This window comes from Bacteroides sp. 14(A) (genome assembly GCF_000526555.1).
GTDB classification, from domain to species: Bacteria; Bacteroidota; Bacteroidia; order Bacteroidales; family Bacteroidaceae; genus Bacteroides; species Bacteroides cellulosilyticus.
Genome location: NZ_JAGH01000002.1, coordinates 881,824 through 905,177, shown reverse-complemented (window position 1 = coordinate 905,177; position 23,354 = coordinate 881,824). Strand labels below are relative to the sequence as shown.

The following is a 23,354-nucleotide window of genomic DNA, read 5'->3' as shown; positions in this document are numbered from 1 at the left end:
GCGGAAATTATGAAAATGAACAAATTATTTTTCGGTCTCCTGCTACAAGCCGCCTTTTACTCCGGCAGCCTGTACGCTCAAGCAGATTTGCGTACCGACGCATACTCTATCATACAAGATGCCGTAACGGATATCGTATGCAGTTCATCCACCGATGCCATCCAGAAAGAGAAACGTGTGATACAGGTATTGAATGAAAAAGGAAAAGAAGATGCCTCCTTTGTCTGTCTGTGCGACCGTTTTTCCTCTCTGAAAAAATTCTCCGGAGAAGTTCGGGACGCCTCCGGCAATGTGATCCGGAAAATTAAAAAGAGCGAACTGAAGATTACCGAATATTCAGACGGCCTTGTCAGCGACGACTATTACTATTTCTTCGAATATACCCCGTCACGATATCCTGTTACCATCACTTACGAATGGGAGATAAAGAACAGCGATGGACTGATCGGCTACCCCAGCTTCGTTCCGCAAAAGAGTTATAACCAATCCGTTGCGCAGGCAAGTTACCGTATTCTGACTCCGGCTGACAATCCTTGCCGTTACCGGGCCATCAATATGCAGGCAGAAGTCAGACAGCAACAGACAGCTGACGGAAACTGGCTGACAGAAGTCAAAGTCCAGTCTCTACCCGCTATCAAAAAAGAACCTTACAGCCCTTCCCTATCCGAATTGCTGCCCCGTATCTATTTCACTCCCCTGAATTTCTCTTTCGAAAGAACTAAAGGGAGTATGGAAAGCTGGCAATCGTATGGCGAATGGCAATATCAGTTATTGAGTGGAAGAGACCAACTGCCCCCGACACTAAAAGAGGAATTACAAAAACGGACGGCAAACTGCAATACCCCGTATGAAAAAATAGCCGCAATCTATCAGTATCTCGCATCCACTACCCGCTATGTCAGCATACAGCTAGGAATCGGAGGGTTGCAACCCATAGCCGCCGCCGATGTAAACCGCACCGGCTTCGGAGACTGCAAAGGACTATCCAACTATATGCGTGCCATGCTTACAGAACTGGGTATTCCATCCGTTTACACCGTAATCAGCACTACTAACAGGCGTTTATTAGCCGACTTTGCCAGTGCCAATCAAAACAACCATGTCATCTTACAAGTGCCGTTACCCAATGATACGCTTTGGCTGGAATGTACCAATCCTACTTTACCCTTAGGCTACGTACATCATTCCATTGCAGGGCACGATGCTCTACTCGTTGGTCCCAACGGCGGAACTCTTTGTCAATTGCCAACGTATGCGGACTCTCTGAATACACAAGTCAACAACACCCTCGTAACCCTGCAACCGGATGGAAGTGCAAAAGTAGAAGTTAAACAAACTTCCCGCCTGTTTCAATATGAAGACATGGCATCCATTATCGACATGGAGCCTGCCCGGCAGAAAGACTGGCTACGCTCCGACATCAACCTGGTACAGGCTAAAGTCGATGCCATCCGTGCCAACGAAATCAAGCAGAAAGAGCCTCAACTGGATATCTCGTACACCATCGAAAGCGAACAATATGGAAACAAAACCGGAAAACGCCTGTTTATCCCGATCAATATTTTCCACAGAAGCTTTTACAGTCCGAACAACCAGGGAGAACGCACTCAAAGCATTCAAACCAATTATGGCTATCTCGATATAGATAGCATCAGCATCCGCCTGCCGGAAGGATATGAAATAGAATCATTGCCTAAACCCGTTGATCAGGAAAGTAAATTCGGCAAATTCCGGTCTTCCATTACCTTGGGCGACGCAGGCAATGTTTTTATCGTTCATCGCCTGCTCTATTACCAAGGCAATTACCCCAAAGAAGACTATACCGATTTCCTGGATTTCCGCAAAAGTATCGCTACTCAATACGGGGCAAAAATAATATTGAAGAAAAGTGGGGAGTAACTACTATTACTCCTCACCGACATTTTCATAAGTACGTTCTTCCTTGATTTCTCCCACACCCGAAAAGTCCGCATAATATTCACGAGACAGTTTCAGGTATTTATCAAACAAACGACGGGTAACGACCAATTCATCCCCATGAGTGACAGGTGTTCGTGCTTTACCCGTCTGATCCACATAGGCAAGTTCCCATTCAGCAAGCCGGTTGTAAAAGTCGTTTGCACGGAAATCTTCTCTACCGTAAGCCAGGGATAGCCCTTCCTCCTGGTAATCAGTACCTGCATCCAAATGTCCCTGTAACATTGTATAGAATTTCTGCCAGCGAGGCAAATAATACCCGTTAATCAAACCTGCCCATTCCCTCCATGAATAGTCAAATATACGCGGATCACCATCAGCCCCCCAAATAGTAACCAATGAAGTTGCATCACGTTCCATCAGATCCTTTTCCTCTTTAGTCTCTCCCCAACTGCGGGCTTCAGTCAACCATCTGTCAAAACTATATTCGCTACGTGTATAAAGCAGTTCATCCATATCTCTCAATAATTCAAGAAAACGTCCTGAGTGCAAGGCAAAGGCCGCCTTATCCTTGGAAGCAAATGCTTCTGCCGCCTTTTTGTGCACTAATTGCCCCAGATTAGTCATCATCTGGCGTTGCACATCTACAATATCAAAACGATAAGGTTTGGAAAATGCCAGTTTATCAGCATCCTTCAAAAGCTGCGACTGAGCCCGAATCACCAACATCGGTTCATAAGGAATACCCAAACCCGCATTCGGGCCAGACTTCTTTACATTCAATGCCGGACGAGCAGCTACAATAGAGCTCCTTTCCGTTCCATTCGTACCCCGACGATAAGGACCTTCCAACAGGTACATCCACGCTTTTCCGGCAGCAGCAGATTTCGCTCCATACCGACGTTCGGCATAAGCAGCAAGCCATGCCTGCAAAGGAATACTATCAGCATGATTGGGCATTTCAAAAGCCAGTTCATAGTAAACAGGATTCTGCTCAATGGCCTCCATAAAAAGTCCGGACCCGCACACATTCGGATAACGCGCCTTCGCTTTCTGATACTGGTTAGAAGCCAGTAAAGCTAAATCGCCATGCATATTGATACGCCCGCCAAAATTGTGAAGATTACCAGCTATCACAGGATATCCCCAACCACCGTTAGCAGCAGTTTTCGATCCGTTTAAGTCCAATATCAGTAAAGATTCCTTAGGAACAGCTTTCACTATATCTTCCCGCATACTCCATGCTTGCATCACCCACAAAGCTCCCGCATCAAATGTCTGGAAAAGCTTATGTATGGTCTGTCCCACCCCTGTCAGATATTCAGGTGTATCTATCGGAGGAGCGCTCTCGTGAAAAGGATCGGCTGCGTATACCCCATAGCTACCAAACAATTTATCCTGCTCTTCCAGAAAAGCCAAGCCCATTTCATGAAACAAAGGGTCAGTCGGGTCTAGTTGAGCAGTACCGTCAAAACCACACCACTTCCGTTTCATACTGATTTTGGCTTGCGGATATTTAGCTTGCAATTCCCGTGGAACATATCCCGAAAAACCCTGCTGAATAGGTTGCATCCCTAATTCCAACTGACGCGCCAATATCTTTTTACCCAATATGACATGCTTATCTATCACCGATTTAGGCAAAGGACCACCATAACTCTGAATATTCTGCATCCACTGCCATGCCGAATGTCCCGGTCCAGTGAGAAAAGCCCGGGCTTCTTCTTCCGTGAAATTAAAACGTAACAGCGTATTATACCATACACCATCCAGCCCTACAGAAAACAAAGGCATATTGATAGCATTCATCGCCATGTAGTCCAGTTCTTGTTGCCAACGTTCCCAATTCCACCACGCCGCAGTATAGCTTACCGTACAATAGTTCATGTAAACGCGATATTTACCATTAATAATCCTCCGTTCTTTATTCGCAGGCTGTGGCAATTTCGCAGGCAATTTCAATTGATTACCAAACCAGGATACATGGGCATGGCACGTATACTTCAAATACCAGTTGAAAGCAGTTGCCAAGGAGACCGCATTGTTTCCCCGCAGGATAATTCTCTGCCCGTCACCATCCACTTCATAAACATCACTTCCATTTTCCGGCTGTATCATCTCTAACCGATACTGCGAAGCATAACCGGGAGTAACCCGCTCTATCAGGTCATACACTGCCTTTTCCGACGTTCCGCCACCCCATACGGGCAAACCACTGAAACAAATAAATAAGGTAATCAAACAGAAATTCTTCATAGCATATTATTTTGGAGACAAAAATAGTTGCGTTATCGATAAAAGGATATTGATAATGTACCAAATGTTTGAACTCATGTCTCAAAAGGAATAAATATTTTGTTTTATTCCGGTCACTGTTCGATAATAAGCGGACAACTGTCCGATAATGAACAGCTTACTATTTCTATTATTTGCTGATTTTCAACCACTTATTACTTTGGCACAGGAATTGACTATTATTAAGCGAAAGCGGTCAGCAAAAAAAATAAAGATTATCTGCCACTTTTCAGCAAGTAGTTCCGTCTAACAGATAAGAGCGAAAGCCAAATAGAAATAGTAACAATTAAAAAATAAAGATTATGAAAACTACAAGTTTATTTAAAGCAGTCGCATTGGTAGCTATTATGGTAGCAAGTGTTCTCAACTCCGAAGTGAAAGCTCAGGACGGTTTCATAACAAATCAAGTGATGAACGGCGAATTAGTCGCATCCAAAACTATCTTCAAACAAGAAGGCTCTTATCTGCAACGCCACATGCAATACACTTTTACTTATGACGACCAAAACCGTCTGATTAGCAAAGAAGCATCCAAATGGGATGGTGCAAAAGATGCGTGGGTACCCTATTTCAAGATGACTTACCAGTACAGCGATAATGAAATAACCATGAATTACGCCCGCTGGAACGAATCTCACAAAGCTTATGATGAAGCCGTTCAGAAAAGTGTATACGAACTGAATGACGCAAATATGCCGACGGCTTACAAAGCCTACAAGCAAGACAATAAGAATAAATCAGATTGGACTCTGGTTAACCACAAGCAGATGGACTTCACGACCAATCTATTAGCAATTGCAAAGTAATAAATATAGAAATTAAAGTTAACAATTAGTTGAAAAGCACGGGCCGGGAGGCTCGTGCTTTTTTAGTTATCCGATTACAAAACAGCTATAAAGCACCTATTACCGTTATATTGAATACTACTATTACTGAAGCCCAACTTCTGTTGAGCTTCAGTAGCAAATAAACAAAGTTAAGGTTCTGGCTATTAATTACTAAATCTACAATAAATCTTTATGTCAATACATATCTTAAATCTGATAATGGGTATACCTCCGGCACATAATGCTTATTCACTATGACAGAAGGGGTTTTACTTATCTTTTGTTCCCGACAATATATCTGTTGTTTTGTCCACACATCACGCACCTCAGCCGTTATACTATATATACCCGCATCTTCCATGTGCCTGTTTTCATACCACTCCCCCAAAAGCTCTATTGCTCTATCCCAACCGACAACGTAATAAGCTGCAATAATAACCTGGGCAATTTCCTCACCCAACCTATCATTTGGAAATGTTACCAATACTAATGACACGGGAACACTTGAAGCAATTTCTACCATATGACGATGAACACTTGCACAATTCTTGCAATTGGGATTAGTCACTATCATCAATTCATTACTACCTTCTTTTTGATTATGCAATGCAATATCCCGACTTACCATTTTCCCGATCTGAGGTTTTAATGCCAACAATATTTGAAAAGTTTCCGGGTTAAGCAGGCTGCCAAAATATTTTTTTAAAGTAATCCTTTCCTTCTCTCCGGTTTGTATGGCTCTCAACTGTAGTTCAAAAATCAAACAGATATACCCTATGACCACAAATGCGAAAAGTGAGGATAATGACAGCTCCATTACAAAATCATTTTTCAATATATAAAGAGCTACCGCACTACCCCATACCGCAAAATCAGCCAATACACAAAGCATGCAGGCTTTACGCAAAATAAAAACCTGATAAATAATAGAGTATAAAGAAAGCGTCACGGCTACAACACAACATACAACTGAAATTATATAAAAATCATCCTGCCGGATAAGCGAGAATAGATAAAGAGGCGCAAAGTATAGCAGAGATAATTCCCCTAACCCTGCTATACTTGCCCCTTTAGAGTGAAACACTTCATTGCAATTCACTATCTTACCGATATTACAGAATCGCTCCATGAATTCCCCGTTCACCCGCTCTTTGTAGAGGATGGCGACAGATACGAGTATTCCAAAAAACAATACAGATAAATAGAACATAAAGGCAAGCAACCGACTCTGACAAAACGCAGTCTGGAGTCCCAATATCAGGACAAAGAGCAAAGCAATAATAAATCTATAACGCAATAAATAAAATACGATATTTCTCATTATATAAAATTGCTCGTTCGGTGTTGCTTCAGTAGGTTCTCCCAATAAGACTGTACCTGTCCAATGCTGTAGAAACTTGTCTACCTTTACATGTCGTTTACCACCCTCTCCATTGATAAATTCTACGATGAAATCGTCCTTTTTCGTCACAACACAAAAAGATTTTTTGTCCACCTCAAGCATTGTGATAAAAGGAGTTTCCAGTTTTAAAAAGTAATCACGTGACAGGAGCCGAAACACCTCATTCTTTATATGAAGCGCATCCAGTGCATCACTGATACCGCGCATACCGCCTCCCAACGGAGTACTAAGCAGGCGATGTACAGTATCTCTACTTACCTTTACAGACAATGTCCGCAGATAACGATAGAGTACGACACTGATATTATCAGCCCCGGTCATGATTACCTTCGTTTATCTATCAGGATATTATAAAGAAAAAGTGCCTTCTAAGGAGGTTCCGTCAGAAATAACCTCTATTATATATTCTCCACTATCTTCTCCGTTCAAATCAATAGAAAAGTTTGTAGGACTAAGAAGCGTCTTTGAACAAACAGTTTTCCCTGTAGTTTCATTTATAACACTGATTGCAACAGTAGGGAATACTTTTTCAAAATAAACAGTTATTTCTCCATTATCCAAGTAAGCATACACCGGTTGGAGAACAACACTACGAGTTTTGGGAGCATCTTCCGGACTGGTACTACTACTTTGTCCACTCATGTCCCTGTCATCACTTTTTTGTGTAAACACAATCTCTTTAAATCCAAAATCCAATTGTGCTTTCACTGAGCTACCTAAAACCAAAAATAGAAATAAAATAGATAATACTCTTTTCATAATGCATAACTTTTTGTTTGATGCCGCTAAACTACAAAAGTCCATGCGAAAAGAGTGTGTCACAAGTGTGCCACCCCTATATTTTGCGCAAGATTTCTTTAAATTCACTGTTTTGTTCAACGCCAATCCGTTCACATAAAGCATTCTTTTTCCGATAGAGTGTTCTTCTGGAAGAATGCATCAAATATGCTAAATGAGCAAATGGAAAATCTGTCAAACTTAAACATACTAAATAGAGTTCCTCTTTGGATAATTGATACTTAACATGAAAACGTGAAATGGCATTATTCCACTGGGAGTCCATGCTGACAATTAATTCCTGCCATTCCTGATCGCTTATTTCTTTATCTGATGCATCTTTATCCAGATGATCTTTTATAATTGCCTGCATTTTTGCATAAAGTGGTGAATGTAGGAAGGCCTCTTTCACCAAAGCTTTTCTCCTTAAAACCATTTCATCCAGTTCTACCCGTATTTTTTCCCTTTGCTCTTCATCAATCCGGCAAGAAGCTAACTCTTTCCTTAGATTTTCAATTTCCAGGTCTCGTTGGGTTATCTCTTCCTGTAGACAAGCATAATGTTGACTCAAGTCTTGGTTTACTTTCTCTAATTGCTGATTATTCTTTTGCAGCAAATCATTTTTTCCCCGATATTGTTTATTTTTTCTATAAAGAAAGAAAACAATCATGATAACTATAATCGTTATCGGTATAAAAACACACAAATATATATTTAAGCGTCCTTTATAATACAACTGATGGAGCGTTATCTGGGCGTCGGTTTCCGCTTCAACAATCTTATCAGTTACTACATTCCCACGGGATTGATATAAGCTATCCTTATATGCAGAACTATATCTTTCCAGTTTCATAGACAAGACTGCATTACCTTGAATCATTGCTATATCCGCCAAACGCATATAGGCATCCGATCTTCTCCCGTAATCCTTACTTACCAGACTCTTGTTTAAATAAAAAGTTGCAGAATCATATAGCCCAACCCTATAGTAAGCATCTCCCAAAATAAGAAAAGCTTGATAGGCTCGTGTAGTATCCTTTCGCAGGGAAAGATTAAGTTTTGCGTAAAAGAGAGCCTTTTTACCTTGATCCATTTTACTATATAGACGACTTAATGTAGCTGAAACATCAGCTTTGATCGCTTTATTTTCAATTCTATCTACCACTGTAAAAGCATCCAGTAACTTTTGTTCAGCAGTACCAAAATAATCATTACCTTTCATAAAGGCAATAGAACCCTGCCTGGATAGAGCTTCTGCCCAAAGAGTAGTATCTTTTAATTCTTGAGCAATGTCCTCCATTAACTGATATACAGAATCTGCTTTTTCCTTGAAATTCTGTATATAATAAATATAGCCAATATTATTGTATATCAATCCCAATTGCCGTTTTTCCACAGTTTCCTTCGTCAAAGATGCAGCTATAAGATATTCCCTGAGTGCCTCTGCCTGACGGTTCATGTCTCTATACACACATCCCCAATAATAGTGTGCACTTGCCCGCATCTTTGCATCCCCCACTTTATCATAATGTGCAACAGCGTAACGTATCAGCGAATCATCTACCTGTACAACATAATTTTTATCTCTTGCCTGTGTCAGCAACAGCGCATAATAGGCACTATCAGCCGGTGAGGCAAATTCCTGAGTAGAGATATTCTGCAAAACAGACAAGGCACTATCCGGCAGCGACCGCATAAGGGAATCTGCCCATATCAATTGCTTGTTATTGCTTTGCCGGGCTGTACAGGCCAACAGCAAAAAAGCAACTAAAAAGAGTATAATAGCTTTAGTTTTTCCCATTCTATAAGTCATCTACTGAGTCCTTAGTTGGACAAAGATAATGTTTTCCGGCCAAAGGTGTCAGATGTTAGAAGAAAGAATAGACCAAAATCAGAAAAAGTAGCCAATCTTACTTTACATTGCCTCCCCCTCATACCCGGTTCGTACCTGGCTCGTATCCGGTTCGCTATTTGTACTTCTGTATAGAAGCGAAAAAGGTACGAATCGAGTACGGAGAAAAAGAGTTTTTAACCAAAAACGGAACATAATAGTAGTGGATTATCTCCGTGTGAAACGTCAACTGCATACAAGAGTCAGAAAACCGTTTATAAACAATACATTATCAATACATTACCACTTTTCAGAAAAATTCTTGAACGCTTATGGCAAAAATGGCAGGTCGAAAAGAAAACTTTCCCATACCTTTGCCAACGCAACGAGAACCAAACATCGCTGCATACTGAACAACACGATGAAGATTGCTGCAGAAGTCTTTTTAGCAAGTTCACAAAGAAAACTAATTTATTTACAACACAAAAAAGAAAAAATTATGGGAACAATTAAACAAGGAATCCTCGGAGGATTCTCAGGAAAAGTAGGTACAGTAGTAGGTAGTACATGGAAATCGGTACATTATATGCGTGCATTGGCGGTAAGTTTCAGTGATCCACGCACCGAGAAACAGAAGAATCAACGCTCTAAATTTACAGCAGCTGTTAACTTCACAAAGGCAATGACACCCTTTCTGCGTTTTGGATACAAAGAATTTTCCGGACAGCAATCAGCATTCAATGCTGCCGTATCGTATATTCTGAAACATGCAATGAAAGGTAGCGGAACAAATGTCTCAATTGACTACAACAAAGCTTTGGTGACACGTGGCAGTCTGGTACCCGCATTGGATGCCACAGTAACCGTAAACGAAAGTAAAGTAACTTTTGCCTGGACCGACAACAGTGGAATGGGTGACGCAACAGTTACAGATGCCGCCATGTTACTGGCATACAACAAGGACAAAGGAATGGCTGTTTATGATATAGCAGCAGCCACACGCTCCGATGCCAAGGCAGAACTGAAACTTCCCGCCAACTGGAAGGACGATGCACTGGCCATTTACCTCGGTTTCTGCAACGAAGACGTCACAAACGTAGCTAACAGCGTATGCTTGCAAGACACTCCAATAAGTGGAGGTTCGGAAGGCGATGGCTCTGAAGGCGGTGGCTCAGGCGATGGTGGCCTGGATGAGAACCCATTGGGATAAACTGACGGCAAACGGCCGGGATTGAAAAAGAAAAGGGAAGCTGAACGGAACTAAATTCTCCGGCAGCTTCCCTCTGTTTATTTCTAACTATAATGATAATTTCTTACTTTACCTCTTCTCCCTTTAGTGTTGCTGAACTAGCTTCTGTAATTTTCACCATTACAAAATCACCAATACGGTGCGTACCACGGTCGAACACCACGACACGGTTTTGCTCCGTACGCCCTACAAGCTGTTCACGCGAACGCTTGGAAACTCCTTCCACCAGAACTTCATATGTCTTACCAATACAGCGGGCATTAGACTCGGCGGAAAGGCGGTTTTGCAGAGCAATAATCTCATTCAACCGACGTATCTTTACCTCTTCGGGTACATCATCCGGCAAATGCTTGGAAGCATAAGTACCCGGACGCTCAGAATACTTAAACATAAAAGCTGAGTCATAAGCACATTTCTCCATCAGAGAAAGGGAAAGCTGATGATCTTCTTCCGTCTCGGAATGGAAGCCTGAGAAGATATCTGTGGATAAACCACAATCGGGAACAATGCGATGGATAGCATCTACACGGTCCAGATACCATTCACGGGTATATTTACGATTCATCAGTTTCAAGATACGAGAACTTCCACTCTGTACAGGCAGGTGGATATGTTTACACACGTTGGGAACCTGTGCAATGACTTCCAGCGTTTCGTCACTCATATCCTTGGGGTGCGAAGTAGTGAAACGGACACGTACACCCGGCGCAGCCTCAGCTACGGTACGGAGCAGCATAGGGAAAGTTACAACTTCTCCGTCCGGTTTCTCAAAACGGTAAGAGTTGACATTCTGACCCAGCAAAGTGACTTCTTTATAACCTTTCGCCACCAAGTCGGACACTTCATTAAGAATGCTTTCCACATCACGGCTACGTTCCCGTCCACGGGTATAAGGAACAATGCAGTAGGTACAGAAATTGTTACATCCACGCATAATGGATACAAACCCGGAAATGTGATTACCGCAAATACGCGAAGGGATAACATCCCGATAAGTCTCAGTGGTAGAAAGCTCTACATTGATTGCTTTCTCGCCCGCCTCCACAGCAGCAACCAAGTCAGGAAGAGTAAGATAAGCATCAGGACCTACCACCAGATCAACATGATGATTAGTGATCAGATCATCCTTTACCCGTTCGGCCATACATCCCAATACTCCCACAATCAAATTGCGTTTCTTCTTTTTGAGCGAATAGAAAAATTCCAGACGATTGAGAATCTTCTGCTCAGCATTGTCACGAATGGAGCAAGTGTTCATAAACACTGCATCCGCTTCTTCCAGCGTATCAGCCGTTGAATACCCCGCCATCTGCATCACAGAGGCAATAACTTCACTGTCCGCCACATTCATCTGGCAGCCATAGGTTTCAATGAACAACTTCTTGTTGTCATCAGCAGTTGCAGATTTAAAGTCTGCTCCCGTTACTTTTTCCATAATTTCCTGTTTTTATGACTCACCACGGATTATGCGGATTAACACAGACTATCTTCCCCAATGAGAAGTTTACAGAAAACTCAAAAAACATCTGTGTCAATCTGTGTAATCTGTGGTGAAAGAATTTCAGCTGCAAAGATACGCCTTCGACATTAAATTACAGATGAAAAGGCGAAAAATAACACCCAATAGTTAGGAAATGAGTTGTTTCTTATAATTAATGTTAATAGAACGAACATTTTCGAGACTGTTATTTGGCATAAAGGATTTTATTTCACAAATTTGCGTAATGAAAGAAACATTAGATTTTTTCATAGTTAAGGTTTAGGTTAAAAAAAATAAGGGGAGCTGTGAAGCTGCCCTTTTTTCATGCCTAAAAATTGGCTGTTATTCAGATAAATTAGTTACCTTTGGCGGTGAAAAACTTAAATGAGTATGGATGGTATCTTACAGTTTCTGTTAATCGTAGGCATAATTGTTATCGGAGTTGTTAAGCAGTTCAAGAAAGAAGCAAAGAAGAACGCTGAGAACAGGCCTGCTATGCCTGTGCCGGAAAATGATATTGACGAAAGCGCATTACCCATTCCTGAAGCCTGGGGAAACACATATGGCGGATTTATTCCCGAAGGTCCCGCCCCCAAAATACCCTCCGTTCCGACAGAAAAAGAAGAATATCAATTCTCTGCTTCAAAACATATTTTTGGAGGAGATTCTACAAATACATCTCCCAAGCATACCACAACTCATCCGAAACAGAAGATTTCTCCTCCTCTGTCCACTCCGCAAAAACCTGAAACCGATTCCGAATACTCCATTCATTCGGCAGAAGAAGCGCGGAAAGCCATCATCTGGTCGGAAATACTACAACGGAAGTATTGAATAAGTGGAGAGTTAAAAAAGCTTTTCCGGTAATTTATGAATTTTCACATAGGAAAAATAACTAAATACATTATGGCATTCAATTACATCTCGGCAGCGGAAGCTGCAAGCCTGATCAAACATGGCTACAACATCGGCTTGAGCGGATTTACTCCCGCTGGAACAGCCAAAGCCGTTACGGCAAAATTAGCAAAAATAGCGGAAGCTGAACATGCAAAAGGAAACCCTTTCCAGATAGGAATCTTCACAGGTGCCTCTACGGGTGACTCCTGCGACGGTATACTATCACGCGCCAAAGCAATCCGCTATCGTGCTCCTTACACAACCAATTCCGATTTTCGTAAAGCAGTAAACAGCGGAGAGATTGCCTATAACGACATCCACTTGTCTCAGATGGCACAGGAAGTTCGTTACGGTTTCATGGGCAAAGTAAACATTGCCATTATCGAAGCTTGCGAAGTAACTCCCGACGGCAAGATTTATCTGACCGCAGCCGGTGGTATCGCTCCCACCGTTTGCCGCCTTGCCGACCAGATCATCGTGGAACTGAATGCTGCTCACAGCAAAAATGCTATGGGACTGCACGATGTATACGAACCGCTTGATCCGCCTTACCGCCGCGAAATACCTATCTATAAACCAAGTGATCGCATCGGTCAACCGTATATCCAGGTAGACCCGAAAAAGATTGTAGGCGTTGTGGAAACCAACTGGCCGGACGAAGCACGCAGTTTTGCCGAAGCCGATCCGTTGACTGACAAGATTGGTCAGAATGTAGCCGACTTCCTGGCTGCGGACATGAAGCGCGGAATCATTCCGTCAACCTTCCTGCCGTTGCAATCCGGTGTAGGCAATATCGCTAACGCTGTGCTCGGTGCACTGGGACGTGACAAGACCATCCCGGCATTCGAAATGTACACGGAAGTTATTCAGAATTCCGTAATCGGATTGATCCGTGACGGTCGCGTGAAATTTGGTAGCGCTTGCTCACTCACTGTAACAAACGACTGTCTGCAAGGTATTTATGATGATATGGACTTCTTCCGTGATAAACTGGTGCTCCGCCCGTCGGAAATCTCCAATAGTCCGGAAGTTGTACGCCGTCTGGGAGTTATCTCCATCAACACGGCTATCGAAGCTGACCTCTACGGAAACGTTAACTCTACACATATCGGCGGCACGAAAATGATGAACGGTATTGGCGGAAGCGGTGACTTCACACGCAACGCTTATATTTCCATCTTTACTTGTCCGTCCGTCGCCAAGGAAGGTAAGATCAGCGCCATTGTTCCGATGGTATCTCACCACGACCATACAGAACATGACGTAAACATCATCATTACTGAACAAGGCGTTGCCGACTTGCGTGGTAAGAGTCCGAAAGAACGCGCACAGACCATTATCGAGAATTGCGTACACCCCGACTATAAAAATATTCTATGGGATTACCTGAAATTGACAGATGGTAAAGCCCAGACTCCCCATGCCCTCCGTGCTGCATTAGGAATGCATGCTGAACTGGCTAAAAGTGGAGATATGAAAAACATAGACTGGGCACAGTACAAGTAAGCTACGAGCTATAAGAGGTTTGCAATGTTACAACGTAGCCACCTGTAGCTCGTTTTTCCGGGATATTCAGTAAATGCCCAAAAAAATAATCAATGGCATGTGTAAATGACTATTTTTTCGTTTCACATGCCATTTTCATTATCCTTTCTTCCTTGGATGTTCCAAATAGCTCCGTATGGGCATGAGGTTTCGGGAGTCCCCATAGGCTACTCCATTTTAGAATATAGCTTCATGTCACGCAGCTTTAGCCTGCCTGTTTTTGATTTTATAACATTTTCTGAATATCCCTACTTATACTGCCTAACGTATATTAATCCCATAGAAAGAACTTGAGGTAGTAACAAAAAGCATATTCTTCTGTTTTCCACCGATTGCCAAGGAGATAGGACGTTCCTCCATCTGTATACGTCTCTGCTCTTTACCATATTTGTCATAGACGAATATTTCCCCATCAGCAACATAAACATTTCCGTCAGCATCAGTCACATTACTGTATTGACCATATGGGCATACAACTCCTTGCTCTGTCAAGCTACCATCCTGACCAACGGAAAGTTGTACTGTCGTTTTATTCATCTCATTCACAATATAAACCGGTTCGTATTGACCGGGAACTGTAATAGTTAAAGCACAAGAGCGTCCCAAATCATAGGTCTCTGGAATAATTGTCACACCATCAGGAGCAATGAAACTATACTCGGGCATACTAGCTACTATCTTGTTAAAATCACTCCGCCAACGACTGGAAGGATGGATGACCCGCTCTATCCGCTTCACATCGGCCGTAATAACACGCGCCATCGGTTTCATGCTGGCATCCGCCTGATTTGGATTGAAAGAATATCCCAAAGCACTCCATCCGCTATTACCCCAACCACTGTACATCGGGTTATCATCCGGCAGACGGGAAACCGTTTCTTGCTGTCCGTTCACCAGATAGCCAGGCTGTGGATCGTAGCGAAAAATCACCAACAGATTATCTTGTGTATCCGTAGCCAATGTGAAAGGTTTCCATGGATAATCCGCTATCAAGGTGATTTGCTCCGTATCTGCCGACCATTTATAGATTTTTTTCAGACGATTCTCGCAGAAGTAAACGTTCCCCCGACTGTCGGCAGTTGCTCCAGTGGCAAGTTCAAAGCCAGAAGCCAACTTTACCGGCTTGTCAATAACGCTGACAAAAGGACGGTAACCCCTTTCTCTGCCCGAAATAGTAAGACGGGCAAAATCCCAGGAGTAGACCGGTAATGCCTTATTCACATCATATACCGGAAATTCAATAACCGGTAACACTTGCGTATAGTTGTGCATATTGCGAAAAACAATATTCTCGCAATTCCAAATGCGAAAGCCTACTTCTTTCGGCATAAAAGCACGGATAACACGATACATCCATACGTTTATCATCTCGATATTCTTACAGCCCGACATCTCCGCCATATGGCAATCTACCCCTTCACGGCCTTCTTCTTCAAACTGAAAAGCATAAATCTTCCAATTGGATACATTATGAAAACGGGCTTCGGTACGCATGTGGTGTTCCAAGGACATGGCATAGATGCGTCCCGGTGTCTCCGTCTCACTGATATACAGTCCAGCAGCAGCATACGTACTTGCCGTCCAGATATCCTTAAGAGTACCACCCCCATTGTTGGTCACCCACAGACTCCAATACTGGTTGTCCCAAGCAAGGTCCCTACCGGTTTCCATAACGGGAGAGGTAGGAGAACTGATACGGCGTTCACCACTCCGGTAAGACTGTTGGCCCGGAGCACTCGGAACGGGTTTCCACAAGGTGCCGTGACCTCCTACAAACTTAACATCATTCAGATAAGAGCGTTCACCCGCCATCCACTTACAACCCACAGCACGGTAGTTGTATGCACCGGTGCTTATACCTATACCATTCAAGATATCATCACCGCCTTCAGAAGACTCTACCAAAGGAACGGGAGTACCGAAACCACTGAATGCAGGCTCACTTTCTTTTAAAAGCAACTGGGTACCGAAAGGATGCATCCCTATAAGCTTGGTTCCAGGCAACAGCTTCAAAGTTCGTGTCAGACGATACCAGCCTTGAGGAATATAAATGTTTTTATATAGGGAGATAGCCTTTTCAAAAACATCCGTATCATCTGTCTCTCCATCACCTTTCGCACCCAACTCACGGATATTCACCCAAGTTTCCATAGCAGGTAGAGTAGGCAGGTCCTTATGAAGCGCAGCCGGAATACTTGATACGGGTTCTATCTCGCAAATTTCCTGAAAGGAGGAAACGGAATTCAAATCCTGATAGACCAAGCCGTAAGTAAACTCCTTTACTCTATATAGTTTTGACTCGCCAATGATTTTCTTTTCGTTTTGGGTATAGTCCACCAGTACGGGAACATTCTTGCAGTCAACATTCACCAAATTCAGTTGCGAAAAAGTATTCCCTACTACACTAACCTTGACGCCTGCTTCGGAAACATTCTCCCACAGAGAGTTCTCCACATGGAGACGGTCTGCCAAGTTCTCTACCATTTCAAAAGCTACGGGAGTATTCTTCACATGCATGTTGACAATGGCAAAACCTACCTCCTTTGAATAGACAGCCGCTTTTTTCTGTCCCTCAAAGTAGGTGTCAACCATCATCATGGGCCATCCAGGAGAAGTCCTTGAAGAAATGATACCATATTCACCACCATAAAATCTGACGTCTTCTAACTCATTACCCACATCATAGATACCTGCCTTTCCATCCCCTATCCTAATATCACAATGATTGATGAATCCATGCTGGGCAAAATGAGCACGGATGGCAATGGCTTGTGGATTACCTTTTGCAATGTGGAAATCCACATTGGACACTGCACTGTAAAAAGTACCGGCATTGGCGTCTGAAGGTTCACGCCCCTCCTGCGCCAGTCCACCGGTGAACCATACCATATAGTTCCGGGTAGTTTGAAAACCAGGAGTACCGGCTCCTAAATATATCACCGGACGTTTTTTCCCATATCCAATCAAACGGACAGAGGAGGGTATCTGTACTGTTCTGCTGATACGGTATTTACCTTCAGGCAAAAACAGTATCCCAAAGTTCTTTTCACGCTTTACCCTATTGATGGCCTCCTGAAGTGCATCGGTCACATCCGACTTTCCATCCGCCTTAAAGCCATAGTTCTCCGGAGTGAAATAAAATGCCTCCGGATCATCCGGTCGTTGGGTATAAACAGAATGACCACTTGCTGCCCAACCTACCGGTATGCTACTGGCAATCAAACAGATTGCCAACAGAAATCTGATTGTCTGGAAATATTTCATCGTCTTTGCTATTTAATACGCACACCAAAGAATTTAGAACGGCCCGTAATGAACAATGTATTGCCATCCTTACCGCCGAACCGTAATGTAGAAGGACGTTCAGGAACATGAATCATTCCTTTCTTCTTGCCTTCCTCATCAAAAATATAAATTTCCCCATCCGCCACATAGAGGTTTCCTTCCTTATCTACCGCCGAGCCAAATTCCCCCTGCTCCACAAAGTACTTCAGGTTGGAAAGTGTACCGTCATTGGCAACATCTATCTTCACCATTCTGCGGTCATACTCATCGGATGTATAGAAAGGTTTACCGGGGTAAGCCTCCAGCAAAGAAGAGCTACGTGACAAATCGAAGTAATGAGGTATGATGGTTTTACCATCCGGTGCTAAGAAACACAACTCGGGTACATATACAGATACTTCATTAAAATCATGGAAGTCTCTCCAACGGTTGGAAGGATACAACGCCTTATAGACATTCTTTACTTGTCCCATCGGGACAAGTGGCAGCAATTTGATAGTTTCTTCCGGATTTTCAGGGTCAATGGAATAGACTTTCATGGTATAAGCAGAATTGCCATATCCACTGAACGAGGTACCTTTAGTATCAGGCATTACCGGCATCTGTTCAGGTTTCCCATCAATCAGATAGTTTGGCTGAGCATCATAACGGAACAAAACCAAAAGATTGTCTTCAGAATCAACTGCCAGATTGGAGGGTTTCCATGGAAAATCGGCCAACAATGACAAACTGTTCGTCTCTACAGACCACTTAAAAATACGACGCATCCGGTGGTCACAGAAATAAATATTTCCTTTACTGTCACTTGCAATACCTTCGGCAAATTCAAAATCGGAAGCCAATCGGTTCACTTTACCTATCTCATTGTCCAACGGCTGCTTGTGCGGCTCCTTGCCGGTCACAATCAAGCGGGAAAGTTCCCACGGACGGATATCAATATCCTTGTTCACATCAAAAACTGCAATATTATTGGTATATTTTATCTGAGAATAGTTATGCAAGTTCAAGAATGCAATATTTTCACAATTACGAATGCGAACAGAACTGTGGTAAGGTTCATTGATACGGATTACACGAAACATATACAAGTTTGCAAATGTCATATCTTTACAGTCATCCATCTCGATAGGTTGGCATTGTATGCTTTCCACAGACTCTTCTTCGGTCTGCATGCAATAAACTTTCCAATTTGCCACTTTATTGAAACGTACTTCATTCCTTACATGATGTTCGATGGACATGGCATAGATACGTCCAGGAGTGGACGTGTTCTGCGCATAGAACCCACTGGTGGCATATGTGCTTGCTGTCCAGATGTCTTTAAAAGTTCCACCGCCATTGTTGGTGACCCACAGACTCCAGTACTGATTGTCCCATGCAAAATCCATACCGGATTCCCTAACCGGATTGTCCGGTGTACTAACACGTGCAGGACGTCCCCACCAACCTCTCGGAGCCTCTACCCCAGGTTTGGGTTTCCACATGCCTCCATGTCCGCCTACAAACTTCACATCGTTGATATATGAATCTGCATTTGCCATCCACTTCACACCTACAGCGCGATAGTTATAGCCACCGGTATTGATGCCAATGCCCGTCAGCATATTCGCACCGCCTTCCGAAGATTCCACCATCGCTTTCGGACCGCCAAAGCCGCTAAACGCAGCAGTACTTTCACTCAGCCGGAATTGCGTGCCAAAAGGATGCAAACCTATTAACTTGGTATTGGGTTTCATCTTCAATGTTTCGGTGATACGATACCAACCCTGCGGTACATAGATATGATCATACTTATTGATGGCCTCTTGGATAACTTTCGTATCATCCGTCTCTCCGTCTCCCTTTGCTCCCAGTTCACGAAGGTTGACCCATGTTGCCATTGCAGGCAAAGCAGGGATGTCCATCAGTTGGGCTGCCGGCATCTTCTGCATTGGCTCAACATCGACCAATGTTTCATATTCCGGCATGTCCAGCATATTGTCCATCTGTAAACCGTGGTCGTATGATTTCACTTTATAGATTTTATGAGAGACATTTGTGACTGTATTACTTCGGGTATATTTTGCCAATGCCGGCACATTCTTGCAATATACATTGCGGAAAGTAATCTGATTGTTGCTGTTGTTCTCGTTGGTGATTACCACCGCCGGACCGCTTACGTTCTCAAAACAGCTGTTTTCCAGAAACAATTTGTCGCAATAATTAGGATCAATGTCAAATACAGTCGGCACATTCTTGGCATACAGATTCACCATTGCCAAACCGGATTCCTGACAACGAAGTGCTGCTATACGTTGTCCCTCAAAATAAGAATCAACCATCATTACCGGCCATCCCGGAGAAGATTTAGTGGTATAGATACCATAATCGCCTCCATAGAAAGCCACATTTTCCATTTCATTACCGACATCGAACAATCCGGCTTTGCCTTTACCTATATATACTGCAATGTAACTAATAAAACAATGTTGTGCATAATGGGTACGCAACGCAACAGCATGCGGATTGCCGTCTTCTATCCGAAGATTAATATTGGACATCGCGCTATAAAATGTACCAGCATTGGCATCACGGGGAGCTGCTCCTTCTTCTACCACTCCACCGGTAAACCAAAACATATATTTCGCTTTTCCCTTATCCGCAGAGGCTTCTTCTTGAAATCCCGGCGAATTCTTGGCAAGAATAAATTCCGGACGTTTTTCCCCATACCCAATCAGGCGAATGGCACCGGGTATATAGATAGTCTTACTGATTTTATATTTTCCTTCGGGAATAAAAAGAATACCAAAGTTCTTTTCCTTCTTCACTTGATTAATCGCTGCCTGCAAAGCATCCGATACATCCATCTTGCCATCTGCCTTTATCGGATAGTTCTCGGGGGTAAAATAAAATGCTTCGGGATCATTGGGTTTCAAAGGATAGATAGAGTTCAGTTCTACCGCATAAAGTTGCCCACAAAATGCTACCAATAACAGCATCCACAAAAGGTTTCTCAGCTTTTTCATAATAAAACTATTATCAAATTAATTATTACAATAAAGGCGCTCTGTTCTTCCAACGGACAGAACGCCTTCTTTTATTAAAACATAAAAAATTCAGCTAAAGCAAACATACGAATTTTATTAATACGTCCACCTTTCTTTAGAAAGGTATAGCAACCAACGCGCTATAATTATAACGTATTGTACCGACATTCGGAATATCTGCTTTCGCGCCAATACGGAAGTAGTAGTTCTTACCAGTATATTTGAAAGAACTCTGGTTGGCAGCGATATCAATTGTCAGCGTATAAGTCTGAGACGAATCTATATCAACCGGAATGCCAAAATCCACCTTATCGGTACCACCGCTCAATCTAAACTTTACAGAATTGCCTACCCACATATCCGAGAAAGCAAATAACTGGAGAGAAGCGAGTTTCTCATCACCCTTTCCGCCTTCCAATGAAAAAGTGGCAACAATCTGATTACCATTCTTCTCAATTTTCGGATTCTTGATGCGAATATAAGGAGTCACCTTGAAATCCTTGGTATTGTCACCCTTCTTCACTACTACATCTTTTTCTACAAAGGCATAGCAGTTGTTGTTTTCCATGCGAATGTCATACGTTGCGGCAAATACCAAATCATTGCGGTATTCGCCCGTATTCATAATTCTCCAGCTTTGGTCTTGCGGATTTTCGAATCCCAATTCCACGACTTTCAATTCACCTCCTTCCTGAACATCCATTCCGACCAGTTCACCGGTCTTGCCATCGATGATAGAACCGTGAATGGAAGCATTGGGGGCTTCGTAATTATCTATTTCACAAGATGTCAATGCAAACAAGCAGCATGAAATCAATAACAATATCTTCTTCATAATCTTCTAAGATTTTAGTATTAATAACCAGGGTTCTGAACTAAGCCATTTGTAGCTGTTCCGGGAATGCTCCGATAATAGGACTGAGCAGTAAAGGTGCGCCCGTTTTGTTTCTCATCGCCGTGAAAATTGGCACGAACAAAGATATACGAAGGCGTATCGGTGCGCAAATCAATCATCGGAACAAGAGCCGAACGCATACCGCTGTTATAGAATATGTGATTGTCGCGACGACGAACCATATCCCAAAAACGCTTTCCTTCAAATGCCAATTCCACACGACGTTCCTTCAACACATTTTCCAAAGTAAGCGGGATGTTGTCTTTGTGGGCGGCACGATGACGAAGTGCATTCAGCAAAGTGGCAGCCTTGGCACGATCGCCCTTGCCGCTTTCGATTACAGCTTCTGCGTAATCCAGATAGATTTCTGCCAGGCGGATGTCGATAAACGGAGTCGTCACAGAGTTATCACGGCTGGAGAGAGAAGAGAATTTCTCTTCTTCCATGTACTTGCGTACAGAAAAGCCGGTAGTAGTATAATTGCCGTTTTCCGAGTTACCAATATTACCAAAGCCCGAATAACCACTCGTACCTTCTGCACCGAAAGCAAAGTAGGTTTTTCCGTCTTTGCCTTGTGCTGCCAAGTTATTATAAACAGCGACCTCCCCGTCGGACTGAACCAGACCACCTTGCATGATGATGGGTACGCCTGCATACGTGGCTCCGGGAACAATGATACTGGCCTGCAAACGGGCATCTTTATTCAGGAACGGGTCAGACAAACTGCCATACCGTATGTAAGGGTCACTGGATTTTATATTACCCGGCAACTGAATATTGGGTACATTGGTTTCTTTACCATCCGTACGTGTTTTGATAGGAGCACTTTTGCCGGTACCGTCATCGGTATAGTCTTCAAACAAATCGACCAAGTCGAGCGTGGGACTGAAACGCCCGTAACGCAAAGCACCCGGATTCACCTGCGCCAGACTGTAGAACAAGGACCAACCATGGCCAGAACGATTGTTATTGACCGAACCGTCTACATAGCCGCGAGCCAACAATACTTCATCCACCGGTGTGGCCTGAATGAAAAGCTTTTGAAAGTTCTCGCAAGCTTCGGAAACAGTTGCCGGATTCGCTCCATATAAAGAACCTCCGTAGTTGCTCAGAATCTCTTCGGCAGCCTCAATACATTCGCCATAGAAATAATCAGCTTCGCTCTTGTCTATGCCGACCAGTTTTTGTGCAACCGCCTCGCCTGCCAGCGGAGCTTTGTCCCAGTATTTTGCCAAAGAAGCGGCAAACAAGGCTGTACGCGACTTCATACCCAATGCACCCCATTTCGTAAATCGGTAGCCATCGTGGCTTGTAGGAAGTTCATTGGCCACTTCACCAAATTCCTTGATAATGAACTTCCACGTATCCGCTTCCGTGCTACGGGGCACCTTCAATGCCTCCGGATTGCCCGGCACGTAGTCGCCATCCTGCACACGGTCGATGATAGGTACACCGCCATAACGCTTGGCCAAACCGAAATAGATATAAGCACGGGCAAAACGGGCCTCGGCAATCATGCGAGTGGCGTCTTCTTGGTTCAAGATGCCTTTCTCCAACGAAGATTTTACCGTTTCTATAAAAATATTTACCTGCCGAATGTCGCTGTAAGGCCAATAGTCAAAACCCTCTGTGATGTCACCTCCACCTTCGCTGCGTGCCGCTTCATCGGAGAGGAAAGCAATGTTAGAAGTGCCGTTCACACCGTCGTAGTTACGGGCATTGAACCCCGTATTTGGGCGGAAAGTAAAGTCTTCCATCGGTACTGTAGAATACACATTAGCCAGCAGAGCCTTCATTCCACCATCAGTTTCGGTCAGTCTGTCTCCCGACACCTTGTCGAGAGGTTCCAATTCCAAGAAACTATCACAACTTGAAAATCCTACAAGAGCACAAAGTGCCAAGGCGGATAATATGTTTTTTTTCATAAC

General features: G+C 43.3%; 14 protein-coding genes. 5 read left to right on the top strand and 9 right to left on the bottom strand.

Going from position 1 to position 23,354, the window contains the following annotated elements; translation table 11 throughout:
• Positions 1–9: 9 nt before the first annotated feature.
• Entirely contained in the window at positions 10–1,899 is a 1,890-nt protein-coding gene (locus K429_RS0110970) for a DUF3857 domain-containing protein (protein WP_026366956.1), read from the top strand.
• 6 nt (positions 1,900–1,905) lie between these two features.
• Here the strand turns inward: K429_RS0110970 and K429_RS0110965 are convergent, their stop codons facing one another.
• Positions 1,906–4,173, bottom strand: a complete 2,268-nt coding sequence (locus K429_RS0110965) for an alpha-N-acetylglucosaminidase (RefSeq protein ID WP_007211478.1) — start codon at positions 4,171–4,173, stop codon at positions 1,906–1,908.
• Positions 4,174–4,514: 341 nt separating this feature from the next.
• Between K429_RS0110965 and K429_RS0110960 the strand changes: the two genes are divergently transcribed.
• The gene (locus K429_RS0110960; RefSeq protein WP_007211476.1) at positions 4,515–5,018 is read left to right on the top strand and encodes a DUF3836 domain-containing protein; all 504 of its coding nucleotides are present in this window, start codon (positions 4,515–4,517) and stop codon (positions 5,016–5,018) included.
• 211 nt (positions 5,019–5,229) lie between these two features.
• Here the strand turns inward: K429_RS0110960 and K429_RS0110955 are convergent, their stop codons facing one another.
• From K429_RS0110955 to K429_RS0110945, 3 genes are all read right to left on the bottom strand, one after another.
• Positions 5,230–6,762, bottom strand: a complete 1,533-nt coding sequence (locus tag K429_RS0110955) for a vitamin K epoxide reductase family protein (protein ID WP_026366955.1) — start codon at positions 6,760–6,762, stop codon at positions 5,230–5,232.
• 27 nt (positions 6,763–6,789) lie between these two features.
• The gene (locus K429_RS0110950; RefSeq protein ID WP_007216450.1) at positions 6,790–7,200 is read right to left on the bottom strand and encodes a DUF3244 domain-containing protein; all 411 of its coding nucleotides are present in this window, start codon (positions 7,198–7,200) and stop codon (positions 6,790–6,792) included.
• 76 nt (positions 7,201–7,276) lie between these two features.
• Complete coding sequence (locus tag K429_RS0110945) at positions 7,277–9,019, bottom strand: hypothetical protein (protein WP_026366954.1); 1,743 nt, start codon at positions 9,017–9,019, stop codon at positions 7,277–7,279.
• Positions 9,020–9,548: 529 nt separating this feature from the next.
• Here K429_RS0110945 and K429_RS0110940 point away from each other — a divergent pair.
• Positions 9,549–10,259, top strand: a complete 711-nt coding sequence (locus K429_RS0110940) for a DUF6266 family protein (protein WP_026366953.1) — start codon at positions 9,549–9,551, stop codon at positions 10,257–10,259.
• Between the two features lie 103 nt (positions 10,260–10,362).
• On the opposite strand, the gene miaB is transcribed toward K429_RS0110940, so the two are convergent.
• A complete protein-coding gene (gene miaB / locus K429_RS0110935) occupies positions 10,363–11,733 on the bottom strand; it encodes a tRNA (N6-isopentenyl adenosine(37)-C2)-methylthiotransferase MiaB (protein ID WP_007216454.1) in 1,371 nt (456 codons plus the stop codon).
• A 435-nt stretch (positions 11,734–12,168) separates the two neighbouring features.
• Between miaB and K429_RS0110930 the strand changes: the two genes are divergently transcribed.
• Positions 12,169–12,612, top strand: a complete 444-nt coding sequence (locus K429_RS0110930; RefSeq protein ID WP_026366952.1) for a hypothetical protein — start codon at positions 12,169–12,171, stop codon at positions 12,610–12,612.
• 72 nt (positions 12,613–12,684) lie between these two features.
• Positions 12,685–14,181, top strand: coding sequence for an acetyl-CoA hydrolase/transferase family protein (locus K429_RS0110925; RefSeq protein ID WP_026366951.1), 1,497 nt, complete (start codon positions 12,685–12,687; stop codon positions 14,179–14,181).
• Positions 14,182–14,481: 300 nt separating this feature from the next.
• On the opposite strand, the gene K429_RS0110920 is transcribed toward K429_RS0110925, so the two are convergent.
• The 4 genes from K429_RS0110920 to K429_RS0110905 all read right to left on the bottom strand — a co-directional run bounded on the left by K429_RS0110920 (position 14,482) and on the right by K429_RS0110905 (position 23,351).
• Positions 14,482–17,484, bottom strand: a complete 3,003-nt coding sequence (locus tag K429_RS0110920) for a glycosyl hydrolase family 28-related protein (RefSeq protein ID WP_026366950.1) — start codon at positions 17,482–17,484, stop codon at positions 14,482–14,484.
• A gap of 8 nt (positions 17,485–17,492) precedes the next feature.
• Positions 17,493–20,510: a glycosyl hydrolase family 28-related protein gene (locus tag K429_RS0110915; RefSeq protein WP_026366949.1), complete on the bottom strand. Its 3,018-nt coding sequence runs from the start codon at positions 20,508–20,510 to the stop codon at positions 17,493–17,495.
• 136 nt (positions 20,511–20,646) lie between these two features.
• Positions 20,647–21,366 carry a DUF3823 domain-containing protein gene (locus K429_RS0110910; protein ID WP_026366948.1) on the bottom strand — a complete coding sequence of 240 codons (720 nt, stop codon included), beginning with the start codon at positions 21,364–21,366 and terminating at the stop codon, positions 20,647–20,649.
• A gap of 20 nt (positions 21,367–21,386) precedes the next feature.
• On the bottom strand, positions 21,387–23,351 hold the full coding sequence (locus K429_RS0110905) for a RagB/SusD family nutrient uptake outer membrane protein (RefSeq protein ID WP_026366947.1): 1,965 nt from the start codon (positions 23,349–23,351) through the stop codon (positions 21,387–21,389).
• Positions 23,352–23,354: the final 3 nt, after the last annotated feature.

Excerpts from the sequence above, each read along its gene's own strand:
- K429_RS0110970 (WP_026366956.1), top strand. The coding sequence starts at position 10 with ATGAAAATGAACAAATTATTTTTCGGTCTCCTGCTACAAGCCGCCTTT.
- K429_RS0110965 (WP_007211478.1), bottom strand. The coding sequence starts at position 4,173 with ATGAAGAATTTCTGTTTGATTACCTTATTTATTTGTTTCAGTGGTTTG.
- K429_RS0110960 (WP_007211476.1), top strand. The coding sequence starts at position 4,515 with ATGAAAACTACAAGTTTATTTAAAGCAGTCGCATTGGTAGCTATTATG.
- K429_RS0110955 (WP_026366955.1), bottom strand. The coding sequence starts at position 6,762 with ATGACCGGGGCTGATAATATCAGTGTCGTACTCTATCGTTATCTGCGG.
- K429_RS0110950 (WP_007216450.1), bottom strand. The coding sequence starts at position 7,200 with ATGAAAAGAGTATTATCTATTTTATTTCTATTTTTGGTTTTAGGTAGC.
- K429_RS0110945 (WP_026366954.1), bottom strand. The coding sequence starts at position 9,019 with ATGGGAAAAACTAAAGCTATTATACTCTTTTTAGTTGCTTTTTTGCTG.
- K429_RS0110940 (WP_026366953.1), top strand. The coding sequence starts at position 9,549 with ATGGGAACAATTAAACAAGGAATCCTCGGAGGATTCTCAGGAAAAGTA.
- miaB (WP_007216454.1), bottom strand. The coding sequence starts at position 11,733 with ATGGAAAAAGTAACGGGAGCAGACTTTAAATCTGCAACTGCTGATGAC.
- K429_RS0110930 (WP_026366952.1), top strand. The coding sequence starts at position 12,169 with ATGGATGGTATCTTACAGTTTCTGTTAATCGTAGGCATAATTGTTATC.
- K429_RS0110925 (WP_026366951.1), top strand. The coding sequence starts at position 12,685 with ATGGCATTCAATTACATCTCGGCAGCGGAAGCTGCAAGCCTGATCAAA.
- K429_RS0110920 (WP_026366950.1), bottom strand. The coding sequence starts at position 17,484 with ATGAAATATTTCCAGACAATCAGATTTCTGTTGGCAATCTGTTTGATT.
- K429_RS0110915 (WP_026366949.1), bottom strand. The coding sequence starts at position 20,510 with ATGAAAAAGCTGAGAAACCTTTTGTGGATGCTGTTATTGGTAGCATTT.
- K429_RS0110910 (WP_026366948.1), bottom strand. The coding sequence starts at position 21,366 with ATGAAGAAGATATTGTTATTGATTTCATGCTGCTTGTTTGCATTGACA.
- K429_RS0110905 (WP_026366947.1), bottom strand. The coding sequence starts at position 23,351 with ATGAAAAAAAACATATTATCCGCCTTGGCACTTTGTGCTCTTGTAGGA.